This window comes from Aliidiomarina haloalkalitolerans (assembly GCF_003987315.1).
Taxonomy (GTDB): domain Bacteria; phylum Pseudomonadota; class Gammaproteobacteria; order Enterobacterales; family Alteromonadaceae; genus Aliidiomarina; species Aliidiomarina haloalkalitolerans.
Window position 1 is genome coordinate 289,237 of record NZ_PIPI01000001.1, and the last position, 12,503, is coordinate 301,739.

Here is a 12,503-nt window from a genome sequence, read left to right on the forward strand (position 1 = left end):
TTAAGTGGAGGCAGTCATGGGTTTATTAGTTGATGGTCAGTGGCAAGATAAATGGTACGACACGAGCAAATCGGGTGGCCGTTTTGAGCGCTCAGAAGCACAATTTCGCAATTGGGTCACGGCGGACGGTAGCGCTGGTGAAACCGGCAAAAGCGGCTTTAAAGCAGAGTCTGGCCGTTACCACCTTTTCGTTTCCTATGCCTGTCCTTGGGCACATCGCACTTTAATATTCCGCAAACTGAAAGGCTTAGAAGAGCACATTAGCGTGTCTGCTGTGGCACCGGAAATGCTCAGCAATGGTTGGGAATTTCGCCCTGGTACCGAGCTAGCCGACCCTTTGTTTAATAAAAAGTTTTTGCATCAGATTTATACGACTGCGGCAGCCGATTATAGCGGTCGGGTGACCGTGCCGATTCTTTGGGACAAGCAACAAAATACGATTGTCTCGAATGAGTCAGCCGACATTATTCGCATGTTCAACTCAGCGTTTAACGACCTGACCGGCAATCCGTTAGACTTTTACCCGGAGCAATTGCGTAGTGACATCGACGCGATTAATGAAGTTGTCTACGACAACGTGAATAACGGTGTTTATAAAGCTGGTTTTGCAACCACGCAGCCTGCTTACGAAGAAGCGTTTGATAGTTTATTTAAAGCACTGGACCAACTCGAACAAAAACTCGCTGGGCAGCGTTACTTGGTCGGTTCGGCGTTAACGGAAGCCGATTGGCGCTTGTTTACAACGTTAGTTCGTTTCGATGCGGTTTATGTGGGTCACTTTAAATGTAACTTGAAACGTATTGTTGATTATCCAAACTTGTGGAACTTTGTCCGCGAGCTTTATCAAGTACCAGGCGTCGCCGAAACCGTGCGCATGGACCACATTAAAACGCATTATTACGTCAGCCACGACATGATTAATCCAACCGGCGTGGTACCGAAAGGGCCAGAATTGGATTTTACAGCACCGCATGATCGCCGCAAACTGGCGGCGGATGCACAATAGGAGGTAGACCATGAGTCAGTCGATTATTAAACATCGTGTGCGGGGTATGCCTGCGCAAGACGGTGCCGGTGTGAAATTGAAGCGGGTGATTAACCAACCGGCATTTCGCCACCGTGACCCAATTCTGATGTTGGACGAATTTAAGTCGGATAATCCCAATGACTACATTGCTGGGTTTCCACCGCACCCACACCGTGGTTTCTGCACGCTAACCTACATGTTGGCTGGCAATATGGCGCACGAAGACTCGAAAGGAAATAAGGGTGAGATTACCACCGGTGGTTTACAGTGGATGAAAGCCGCTCGCGGTATGATTCACTCGGAAATGCCAAAGCAAAAAGACGGTCTGATGTGGGGTTTTCAACTGTGGTTGAATTTACCAGCCGCCGAGAAAATGAGTGATCCGGAGTACGCAGATATCTCTGCATCACAAGTGCCGGAAGTGACTATTGATGGCGGTTTAGTGCGGGTACTGTCGGGTGATTTCAACGGTCAAACGGGGCCGGTTAAAGCACCGGGCCGTGAGTTTCTTTATTTGGATTATCGGCTTGATCAAGCAACGCAAGTCATCTTGCCACAGCAAGGACAAGAAACTCGATTGCTGTATGTTTACCAAGGTGCTGTCACCATCGCCGGTATTACTGCGCAAGCGGGCGAATTGATTGAGTTAGCCGATGACGTCGAAGTGAACGTCGAAATTGCTAACGCAGGTCGCTTTTTATTGATGGCTGCAAAGCCGATAGGTGAGCCGATTGCACAGTATGGTCCTTTTGTCATGAACACGGAAGCCGAGTTGCGTCAGGCGTTCATGGATTATCAAAATGGTACGTTGACGAACTAACCGATACACGCAATCAAAAAGAAAGCTAAAAAATTGGAAACGTGTCTGGCATACTAAGGCTAGGCACGTTTTTTTTAGGGCGCGACATGAGCGATATCGATCAGTTTCTCGACAAACTGTGGCTGCAACAGGGCGTTAGCCAACATACCATCGCTGCCTATAAAAGTGACCTAAGCCATTTTCAAAACTGGCTGGCTAGCCGCAACCAAAGGTTAGAACAGGCAAGCCGTGAGGACATTGTTAGCTATTTAGGCGTCCGCCGTGAGCAGGGCATTAAATCGCGTTCACAGGCGCGATTACTGAGCAGTTTACGCAAGTATTTTGGTTACTTGTTGCGCACCCAATTGCGCGCCGACGACCCGACCGCCCATTTGCAAAGTCCGAAGCTACCAGCGAGCTTACCGAAAAGCATTAGTGAAGCCGATGTGACGGCCTTGTTACAAGCGCCGGTGACCAACACGGCGCTTGGTTTACGTGACAAAGCGATGCTGGAATTACTCTACGCAACTGGCTTGCGGGTTAGTGAATTAGTTGGCTTGAAAATGAGCGAAGTCAGCTTGCGCCAGGGCGTGGTTCGCGTGGTTGGCAAAGGTAACAAAGAACGCTTAGTGCCAATGGGGGAAGAAGCCTTATATGCACTCGAACAATACCTGCGTTATGGCCGTCCCGAACTCATGCAAAATGCAACGGATGTCGTGTTCTTGTCGCAGCGTAGCCAGCAAATGACCCGACAAACGTTTTGGCATCGCATTCGAATTTATGCGTTGCAAGCAGGATTACCGGAAAATATTTCGCCACATCGGCTGCGCCATGCATTTGCGACGCATCTACTGAATCACGGTGCGGATTTACGCGCCCTGCAAATGCTTTTAGGACATTCGGATATTGCGACCACGCAAATCTATACACAAGTCGCTAAAGCGCGCCTTAAACAACTTCATGAACAACACCATCCGCGCGGATAATTAAGCATGACCAACTCAGTTCTACCAGCGCCATTACTTAAACGTCGCCAAGCGAGTCAGACGCCACTGTTCGCTGGCAACCTGCCGGCAATTCTGCAGCGTATTTATGCCAATCGCGGCATTACCGATAGTTCCGAGCTCGACCTGTCACTACGCGGGCTATTACATTTTAATCAATTAGTTGACTGCGAATTGGCGGCCGAGCGGGTGGCCGCGGCAATTTTAGCGCAACGCAAGATTTGTATTTGTGGTGACTACGACGCCGACGGTGCTACTAGTGTTGCACTGCTGATGTCTGCATTAGCTGCAATGGGCGCTAAGTCGCTGATGTACTTAGTGCCGAATCGCTTTGCCGATGGCTATGGCCTGTCTCCGGCATTAGTCGACCATGCGGCGCAACAGGGCGCAGAGCTGCTGATTACCGTGGATAATGGCATTAGCAGTCACGCTGGGGTTGAGCGTGCGAATCAGTTAGGCCTAGAGGTGATTATTACCGACCACCATTTACCAGCGGCCACCTTGCCGCCTGCGGCTGCAGTGGTTAACCCAAACCGCGACGACTGTCAGTTTGCGAGCAAGTCTTTGGCGGGGGTTGGCGTCGCGTTTTATCTTTTATTGGCGATTCGTTCGTGGTTTCGCCAACAGCATAGCGAACATCCCGCGGCACAAATACAAATTGCCGATTACCTTGATCTAGTTGCGCTTGGTACGGTTGCGGATGTCGTTGCCCTCGACTTTAATAATCGCATTTTAGTGCAACAAGGTGTGCAGCGTATTCGTGAAGGGCGTTGTCGACCGGGTATTATGGCGTTACTGCAGGTGGCCGGGCGCGATCCGCAAGGCATTTCCGCGACTGATCTTGGCTTTGCCGTGGGACCGCGAATTAATGCGGCTGGACGCCTCGACGATATTCAGATGGGCATCGACTGTTTGCTGGCTGCCGATCTGCAGCAAGCCAAAATGCTCGCCTTACGACTTGATGAATTGAATCGGCAGCGGCGGCAGATCGAAGGGGATATGCAAGCGGATGCAGAGCAATGTCTTAGCCGTTTGCAGTTCGGGCAGGATGGCTTGCCGCCGGTTCTGTCTCTGCACGACGAGAGCTTTCATCAAGGCGTGATCGGAATTTTAGCGGGGCGACTGAAAGAGCAATTCTATCGGCCGGTGATGGTGTTTGCGCCTGGTGATGATGGCGAGCTAAAAGGTTCCTGTCGTTCGGTTGCAGGTGTACATATTCGTGATTTGTTGGCGCAGGTGGCGAGCATCGCACCAGGGGTGATTAGTCGCTTTGGTGGTCATGCGATGGCGGCCGGTTTGACCGTGCCGAAAGCGGCTTGGTCTGAGTTTAATGCGGTTTTGCAAACGGTCGCGCAAGACTGGGTTGATGACGATCAACTGGCGCGGGTACTGTGGTCAGACGGCGAGCTCAACGGCAATGAATTGTCACTCGAGTCAGCACTGGCCTTGCAGACTGCCGGACCGTTTGGGCAAGATTTCCCTGCGCCGACATTCGATGGCGAATTTCGGGTTCTTGACCAGCGTTGGCTGAAAGATGTGCATTTAAAATTGGTCTTACAGCCCTTGCAAGGGGGGCCAAGTGTCGATGCCATTGCGTTCAATGTACCGAAAGCTCCTTGGCAGTGGCAGCAACAGCAGCAGGTTCATTTAGTCTATCGTCTCGATGTGAATGAATTTCGCGGCCAGAAAAACCCGCAACTGATGATTGAATACGTTCTTTAAGTGACCGAAAAACCAAGGAATGCTCTGTTGTTTTCGGCCGAAATCGGCTAGAATACGCGGCTATTTTTAGAACATGAAGCGGACAGAATTAGAAGCGGGCGCTTGCAGCCTTAACCGGCAGCGCTGACAGCGGTCCTATCCAATTTGCAAGTGAATCAGGATTCAATACGATGCTGGAAAGCAACGCAATAGCTTATCAAATCGACGACCTCAAGCAGCGCATGGCGCAGCTTAGGGGGTATCTTTGACTTAGAGACGAAAACTGAACGTCTCGAAGAAGTCGAGCGCGAGCTCGAAGACCCTGCAGTCTGGAACCAACCAGAAAAAGCCCAAGCCCTAGGTAAAGAACGAGCAAGTCTCGAAGAGATTGTGCATACGTTTCGTGATCTTGGACAAGGCCTAGACGACGCTGCTGGCTTTCTCGAGCTAGCCAGCGAAGAAGATGACGAAGACATGCTGGTGGAAGCCGACCAAGAAGTTGCAAAGTGGCGGAAAGCGCTTGAGCAACTTGAGTTCCGTCGCATGTTCTCGGGGCCGAATGATGCCAACGACTGCTACCTAGACCTGCAAGCAGGCTCAGGTGGTACGGAAGCGCAAGACTGGTGCAGCATGCTGTTAAGGATGTATTTGCGGTGGGGTGAAGCGCACGGTATGAAAGCAGAAATTACCGAGCTGTCAGAGGGCGAAGTGGCTGGGATTAAATCAGCAACAATTCGGTTTGCTGGCGATCACGCATTTGGTTGGTTACGTACTGAAACAGGCGTCCATCGTTTAGTACGGAAATCACCCTTCGACTCAGGTAATCGCCGTCATACGTCGTTTGCTTCAGCGTTTGTGTATCCGGAAATCGACGATGATATTGAAATCGATATTAATCCAGCTGATTTGCGTATTGATACGTATCGGGCGTCCGGTGCAGGTGGACAGCACGTTAACCGGACTGACTCAGCGGTGCGTATTACCCATGAACCGTCAGGGATTGTGGTGCAATGCCAAAGCGACCGTTCGCAGCACAAGAACAAAGATGCAGCAATGAAGCAGCTGCGCGCGAAGCTCTATGAAATGGAGCTCCAGAAACAAAATGAAGCGAAACAAGCGCTTGAAGATACCAAATCTGACATTGGTTGGGGCAGCCAGATTCGCTCTTACGTGTTAGACGACTCGCGCATTAAAGACTTACGTACCGGCGTAGAAACGCGGAATACCCAAGCGGTTCTCGACGGTGACCTAGACCGATTTATTCAAGCCAGTTTGAAATCAGGCCTGTAATTACGCCACGAAGCATTAAAATTGAGGAACACCTATGACTGATAAACAGCAGCCAGAAGCCCAAGATTTGAACCAACAGATCCGTGAGCGTAAACAAAAGCTGAAACAACTGCGCGAAGCGGGTAACCCGTTTCCAAATGATTTTCGTCGCGATAGTTTAGCTGCGGATCTCCATGCGGCGCATGGCGATAAAGATGGTGAGGCTTTAGTCTCGGAAGGCGTACGTGTGAGTGTCGCCGGGCGAATGATGCTGCGCCGAATCATGGGTAAGGCTAGCTTTGCGACGTTGCAGGACATGAGCGGTCAGATACAAGTGTATGTGGCGCGCGATAATCTTGCTGAAGGCGTCTACAATGACGGATTTAAAAAGTGGGATTTAGGCGACATTATTGCCGCTAGTGGCACTTTGTTTAAAACTAAAACCGGTGAATTAACCATTCAAGTGGACGACATTCGTCTGTTAACCAAAGCCTTACGGCCGTTGCCAGATAAGTTCCATGGTTTAGCAGATCAAGAAACCCGTTATCGTCAGCGTTACCTTGACTTGATTGTGAATCAGCAGTCACGCGATACGTTTATTATGCGCAGCAAGGCGATCGATTATATTCGTCGTTTCCTGAATGACCGTGCATTCCTTGAAGTGGAAACGCCAATGATGCAGACCATTCCTGGTGGTGCGTCGGCGCGTCCGTTTATTACTCATCACAATGCTCTGGACATGGATCTGTACCTGCGTATCGCACCAGAACTGTATTTAAAGCGTTTGGTGGTTGGCGGCTTCGAGAAAGTTTTTGAAATTAACCGCAACTTCCGTAACGAAGGTCTGTCAACGCGGCATAATCCAGAGTTCACGATGTTGGAGTTCTACTGGGGTTATGCGGATTATCATGACTTGATGGATCTCACTGAGAACATGATTCGTGGCTTATGCATGGAGCTGTTAGGGACAACTGATGTACCGTATCAGGGAGAAGTTTTCCACTTTGGTGCGCCGTTTGAGCGAATGACGGTGGTTGAAGCAATCCTGAAATATAACCCTGAAACAACTGCAGACGCGATGCAAGATATTGCTCAAGCGACAGCGTATGCAGAGAAGCTCGGCATAAAAGTGCAGAAAAGCTGGGGTCTTGGCAAGATTCAAATTGAGATTTTCGAAGAGACGGCTGAACATCAATTAAAGCAACCGACGTTCATTACGGCTTATCCAGCAGAAGTTTCACCACTTGCGCGCCGCAACGACGACAATCCGTTTGTGACTGACCGCTTCGAGTTCTTTGTCGGTGGTCGTGAAATTGCCAACGGTTTCTCGGAGTTGAACGACGCTGAAGACCAAGCTCAGCGCTTTAAAGACCAAGTTGAACAGAAAGAAGCGGGCGATGCTGAAGCCATGTTCTACGACGCAGACTATGTCACCGCATTAGAGTATGGTTTGCCGCCAACCGCTGGCGAAGGTATTGGTATTGACCGCTTGGTTATGTTGTTGACAGATTCACCGTCAATTCGTGACGTGCTCTTGTTCCCACATATGCGTCCAAGTAAACAAGACTAGTTGTTTCTTGTCGGCGTATTTTTGGTCGACCTATAAAAAGGCCCTCAGCACATCGAAAAGATGATCGCAGAGGGCTTTTTTTGTGGGTCGCGAAACGTTGTTCGCAACTGCCTAATAATCGAATAAATTCTTCTGATAATCGCGATACCACTGGGCTAATTCATCAGCAAACATCGGTGGTCCGAGGTAGTAGCCCTGAGCGAGATCGCATCCTAGCGCAACGGCTTGATCGAGAGTCTCTTTATTTTCGACACACTCTGCAGTCACGAGAGCGTCCAGGGATGAGGCTATCTTGATGGCTGCTTGCGCAAGCATGCGCGCTTCGCGAGACTCGGTGAAATATTTAACGATACTTTGATCGAGTTTCAGTTCGTGAATTTCCATCCGCTGAATATCAACTGCGGTCGATTCGGCAGTACCAAAGTCGTCTAACGCCATCAGAAAACCGTGTTCATGGCTTTGTCGAAGTAGTGGTTCGAATTGACTGAATTCTTCGCGGACAACCGATTCAGAAAAATCGAGAATAATTTGCTGAGGCTGAATACCGTAGCGCTCACAAAGACTATGCAGAGCAATAAAAAAGTCGCTATGGGAAAACGTTACCGGACTAATATTAACGGAAAGCTTGAGGTTGTTCTGTTGATTATAAGGCTGGAACATCTGCAAGCCTTGCTCGACGACATGAAGGGTCAGTTGATCAATTAAGGCTTGTTTCTCGGCAATATGAATAAACTGCGCAGGGGCAATGTAACCATATTGTGGATGCTGCCAACGGGCGAATACTTCGAAGCCATAAAGAAGCTTAGAATGCAGGTCGATACGTGGTTGTAGGGCAGCTGAAAACTGCTCTCGTAACAAATGTTCTGAGAGCCGAGAGGCTGTCTGCGGTAAGGTGACAACATTATCAGCGAACGGCGTGGTCGGTGACCTTTTCATCGCTTATCCTTCCTTAGTCGAAAATTCCGTTTTCAGTCGGCTATTCACCATGTATTCAATCAGCAGTAACGAACAAAACGCACGCTAAGCTTTGAATACTGTTGTTAATATAGACTGAATTTTCTACTGACACCAATAAGAGATATGTCAGTAAATGTTGCGACATAAAAAATGCCCTCGATAGGAGGGCATTTTTAGGCAGTTGTTAACCGCTAAAGTGCTGATTGGAAACGTTTTAGCTTAGTGCTCAACGCCGCCTGGACCGTGGACGTGGCCGTGTGACAACTCTTCAGCAGTCGCATCACGAACGTCAACAACTTTTACTTCGAAGCTCAAGTCAACGCCAGCTAATGGGTGGTTGCCATCAACAGTCACTTCAGTGTCGGTCACTTCAATGATCATCACTGACTGTTCACCGTTGTCGGTGCTAGCACGGAACTGCATGCCCGGGTTTACTTCTTGGTCACCGAAAAGATTGCGCGGCACAGTTTGGATCAAACCGTCATGACGCTCACCGTAAGCATCAGCAGCAGGGATTTCTGCGCTCAGCTCTTCGCCAGCTGTCTTGCCTTCCAGTGCTTTTTCAAGACCTGGAATTAACATGCCGCGACCGAAAATAAACGCGAGTGGACGTTCTTCAGCAGACTGATCTAAAGTTACACCGTCGCCATTTTTAACAACGTAGTGGATCGTAACTGCTTTATCTTGACTAATGGTATGACTCATTATTTAGTTCCGTTTTCATCTGTGTGTGAGCAGGGGGTGAATGAACTGGATTCCTGCCCCTTTATGCGCAATTTTGCAGTCTGTTCCAGCTCATCTGGAAGCACTGCTTGAATTGCAACGACTTCGTTATCATAACGCACTGCGCTGATAACTGCACCCGCACGACGCCAATTTTCGCCAATCTGGACTTCTAGTTGGTCACTTGCCGTCGGTAACGAATCGGTATGTCCCTCAAGACGCATGAGGCGACGTTTGTTCTGGCCTTTGTAATGCATACGAGCGACTGTTTCTTGGCCAATGTAACAACCTTTCTTGAAATTAATCCCGCCAATCTTGTCAAGATTGACCATTTGCGGGACAAATTCGCCTTGGTGTTCAGTACCAAGCCATGGCCAACCTTGCTCGATATGCAATGCTTGCCACCAACTTTGGTGGTTGAGTTGGCCTTGAACTTTAAAACTTGCGGGCAGCACTAATAGGTACGCATGTTCGGCAACTTGCAAAACATGGATATCTTGAACTTGCTCGTGCTGTTGGCTCGGTTCTATCCCGGTCATCGCACTGACTTGCTCTTCAGCGTCCTGACCAAGCACGAGAATATAGCGGTGCAATGAACTGGCATCCGTTATTTCGACTTTGCTGAAAACACCAAACTTTTGCAATTGGGCAAGGCTCGCAGCAATTGTCGACGTTGGCTGTAAAAGATAGACGCCATGTTCGCTGCGTAAAGCGCGAAAAACACTCCAAAGCTTACCTTTTGCGTCGCAATGTCCGCCGAATAACCAGTTATCCTGTTTGAGCTCGTTAAGATCGCAGGTCAGTTGCCCTTGTAAAAACTTGTCGGCGTCGGGGCCGGCCACATGGATCAGACCAAAGCCTTCAATTTCGACTGCTGTGCTAGGGCTTGCGTTTTGAACAAGGTCAGGAAGAAACTTTGACACAAATACCTCTCCAATGGCGAAAATGCTTATGTTTTCACGTATGTTTCCAGTAATGGGGACAGCGTGAAACAATTTCAAGTCAGATTAAAGCTTACCATGAAGGTTAAGTCTGATAAAATTAGCGAATTGGAGTATTTCATCGACTGAGGAATGATTATGCAGTTTCTGAAACAATCGGAAGACGCGTTGAAAGATAAACGTAGAATGCGCTGGGCGTGTCGGCGCGGCATGCTCGAGCTTGATGTTTTGTTTGCGCCTTTCGTTGAAGAAGCTTATGACCAATTAACAGCAGAACAGCAAGCTGTGTTTCGGCGGCTGCTAACCTGTGATGACCCCGATCTCTTTGCTTGGTTTATGGGGCATCAAGCATGCCCAGACCCAGAACTAGCGGGCATGGTTGAGCTGATGCTCAAGCGCGTTAAAGTCTAATTACCATTCAATGCCGCATGGATTAGCGGCCGTAAGACGACCGAGGAAACATGGACGTTTATTCCTTTCAACAACGACAATCGATTTGGCTGACAAGCTGCTGCCATGGGCTAGCCTTTGGTTCTTTGCTTTGTGCTCTGTTGTCACTCTATTTTGGCTTTACAACACTGGTGGTGGCAGCATGGTTCTTCTATTTGCGTTGGTGGTTACTCGAACCACAGCCGACACTCATCGAGTGTTCCGAACTCGGTGAAGTCACGGTTTTCTGCACGCAGCGTGGTGTTTTGGTAGGGCAGCTGACAAAACCGCAGTTTACCGGCCTCTGTCAACGCTTTGTGCTCAATGTGTATGCGAGTGAGACGCGTCAGCAACACCATGTTTGCTGGTGGCTTGACGCGTTTAATGCCGCGGAGCAGTCACGTTTGCGACGCATCGCCGCAAACGTATCAGCACAAGTTAAGTGAGCGAGAGATTATTTTGCTTTTGGTGCCGGCGTTAAAACCGTTGCTGCTGACTGCGGCAAGGTGTCTGGATAATCTAGCGTATAATGCAAGCCGCGACTTTCTCGTCGTTGCATGGCGCTACGAATTATTAATTCGGCGACTTGTGCAAGGTTGCGCAATTCGAGCAGATTATTACTAACCCGGAAGTTAGCATAATAGTCATGAATTTCCTGCTGCAGCAACTCCACTCGCCGTAACGCGCGCTCGAGGCGTTTAGTCGTGCGCACAATACCGACATAGTCCCACATAAATAAGCGCAGCTCGTGCCAGTTATGCTGAATCACAACCTCTTCATCGGAATCGGTCACTTGACTGTCGTCCCACAGCGGCAATTCTGCTGGTAACTCAATGTGATCGAGCTTGGCGAGAATATCAGCAGCTGCGGCGCGAGCAAAAACCACGCATTCAAGTAAGGAATTACTTGCCATGCGGTTGGCACCATGGAGCCCTGTGTAGGCCACTTCACCAATTGCGTATAAGCCTTGTAGGTCGGTTTGCGCCTGCAAATTAGTCATGACGCCGCCACAGGTATAATGCGCTGCAGGAACAACGGGCATCGGCTCTTGGCAGATGTCGATACCTAGACTTAAGCACTTCTCATAGATCGTTGGGAAGTGCTGCATGATAAATTCTTTTGGCTGATGAGAAATATCAAGGTACATGCAGTCGGCACCGAGACGTTTCATTTCAAAATCGATGGCGCGGGCAACAACGTCCCGAGGCGCGAGTTCAGCGTCGGGATGGAAGTCCGGCATAAAGCGAGAACCGTCTGGCCGCTTCAGCAGGGCGCCTTCACCACGTAAGGCTTCAGTTAACAAAAAGTTGTGGGCTTTGGGGTGAAATAAACAGGTTGGATGGAATTGGTTAAACTCCATGTTCGCCACCCGACAACCGGCGCGCCATGCCATCGCGATGCCATCGCCACTCGCGACATCTGGATTCGAGGTATATTGATATACTTTGCTCGCACCACCGGTACAAAGTGCGGTAAAACGCGCACCAATGGTATGGACATTGCCATCTAATCGACTCCACACGTAGGCGCCAAGGCAGCGCGTTTCGCCTGCAGGCGTTTTCATGGTGATTAAATCGACCGCGTTGTAATGTTCGAAAACTTGAATGTTTGGATGATTCAGTGCCTGTGATGTGAGCGTGCTTTGCACTGCTCGGCCAGTGGCATCGGCTGCATGCAGAATACGGCGGTGGCTATGACCACCTTCGCGGGTAAGATGGAAACGGGTGTTGCCATCACTATCGGCTTCTTGATCAAAGGCAACACCGAGTTCGATAAGCCAATTTAAACTGGCTTTAGCATGCTCGGCGGTAAAGCGGACAACTTCGTTGTCACACAGACCAGCACCTGCGACAAGCGTGTCTTGGATGTGTGAGTCAATACTGTCATTTTCATCAAACACTGCGGCAATGCCACCTTGTGCATAATAAGTCGAGCCCTCGGCTAGAGGCCCTTTGCTGAGCACAATCACGCGCATGGTTTTGGCCAATTGTAGCGCTAAAGAGAGCCCTGCAGCTCCACTGCCAATCACTAATACATCGCAGGTAATCGTAGCGTCTGAAGTCATGATCATTTATCGTAGTAA

At 49.5% G+C, this 12,503-nt stretch carries 12 protein-coding genes; 8 read left to right on the forward strand and 4 right to left on the reverse strand.

All coding sequences use genetic code 11. From position 1 onward, the window contains the following. The first annotated feature begins 16 nt into the window (after positions 1-16). The 6 genes from CWE06_RS01360 to lysS all read left to right on the forward strand — a co-directional run bounded on the left by CWE06_RS01360 (position 17) and on the right by lysS (position 7,370). Positions 17-1,006, forward strand: a complete 990-nt coding sequence (locus CWE06_RS01360; RefSeq protein WP_126790512.1) for a glutathione S-transferase family protein — start codon at positions 17-19, stop codon at positions 1,004-1,006. A gap of 10 nt (positions 1,007-1,016) precedes the next feature. Beyond that, complete coding sequence (locus CWE06_RS01365; RefSeq protein ID WP_126790513.1) at positions 1,017-1,847, forward strand: pirin family protein; 831 nt, start codon at positions 1,017-1,019, stop codon at positions 1,845-1,847. An 86-nt stretch (positions 1,848-1,933) separates the two neighbouring features. Then, positions 1,934-2,812 carry a site-specific tyrosine recombinase XerD gene (xerD, locus tag CWE06_RS01370; protein WP_126790514.1) on the forward strand — a complete coding sequence of 293 codons (879 nt, stop codon included), beginning with the start codon at positions 1,934-1,936 and terminating at the stop codon, positions 2,810-2,812. A 6-nt stretch (positions 2,813-2,818) separates the two neighbouring features. Further along, on the forward strand, positions 2,819-4,552 hold the full coding sequence (gene recJ, locus CWE06_RS01375; protein ID WP_126790515.1) for a single-stranded-DNA-specific exonuclease RecJ: 1,734 nt from the start codon (positions 2,819-2,821) through the stop codon (positions 4,550-4,552). Between the two features lie 170 nt (positions 4,553-4,722). Next, a protein-coding gene (gene prfB / locus CWE06_RS01380) for a peptide chain release factor 2 (RefSeq protein WP_126790516.1) occupies positions 4,723-5,821 on the forward strand; the annotation gives its coding sequence in 2 pieces (ribosomal slippage) (positions 4,723-4,797 and positions 4,799-5,821; 1,098 coding nt in all). Positions 5,822-5,855: 34 nt separating this feature from the next. Beyond that, positions 5,856-7,370 carry a lysine--tRNA ligase gene (gene lysS, locus CWE06_RS01385; protein ID WP_126790517.1) on the forward strand — a complete coding sequence of 505 codons (1,515 nt, stop codon included), beginning with the start codon at positions 5,856-5,858 and terminating at the stop codon, positions 7,368-7,370. Positions 7,371-7,481: 111 nt separating this feature from the next. Here lysS and CWE06_RS01390 read toward each other — a convergent pair whose 3' ends face one another. The 3 genes from CWE06_RS01390 to ygfZ all read right to left on the reverse strand — a co-directional run bounded on the left by CWE06_RS01390 (position 7,482) and on the right by ygfZ (position 9,973). Beyond that, on the reverse strand, positions 7,482-8,306 hold the full coding sequence (locus CWE06_RS01390) for an EAL domain-containing protein (RefSeq protein WP_126790518.1): 825 nt from the start codon (positions 8,304-8,306) through the stop codon (positions 7,482-7,484). 240 nt (positions 8,307-8,546) lie between these two features. Further along, positions 8,547-9,032 carry an FKBP-type peptidyl-prolyl cis-trans isomerase gene (locus CWE06_RS01395; protein WP_126790519.1) on the reverse strand — a complete coding sequence of 162 codons (486 nt, stop codon included), beginning with the start codon at positions 9,030-9,032 and terminating at the stop codon, positions 8,547-8,549. Then, positions 9,032-9,973, reverse strand: a complete 942-nt coding sequence (ygfZ, locus tag CWE06_RS01400; RefSeq protein WP_157981105.1) for a tRNA-modifying protein YgfZ — start codon at positions 9,971-9,973, stop codon at positions 9,032-9,034. The genes CWE06_RS01395 and ygfZ overlap by 1 nt, the downstream gene beginning before the upstream one ends. Before the next feature lie 156 nt (positions 9,974-10,129). On the opposite strand from ygfZ, the gene CWE06_RS01405 reads away from it, so the two are divergent. Together CWE06_RS01405 and CWE06_RS01410 are read left to right on the forward strand one after the other, a co-directional pair. Further along, positions 10,130-10,402: an FAD assembly factor SdhE gene (locus CWE06_RS01405; RefSeq protein ID WP_126790521.1), complete on the forward strand. Its 273-nt coding sequence runs from the start codon at positions 10,130-10,132 to the stop codon at positions 10,400-10,402. 50 nt (positions 10,403-10,452) lie between these two features. After that, entirely contained in the window at positions 10,453-10,866 is a 414-nt protein-coding gene (locus CWE06_RS01410; RefSeq protein WP_126790522.1) for a hypothetical protein, read from the forward strand. An 8-nt stretch (positions 10,867-10,874) separates the two neighbouring features. Here CWE06_RS01410 and nadB read toward each other — a convergent pair whose 3' ends face one another. After that, positions 10,875-12,485, reverse strand: a complete 1,611-nt coding sequence (nadB, locus tag CWE06_RS01415; RefSeq protein WP_126790523.1) for an L-aspartate oxidase — start codon at positions 12,483-12,485, stop codon at positions 10,875-10,877. Positions 12,486-12,503 lie beyond the last annotated feature (18 nt).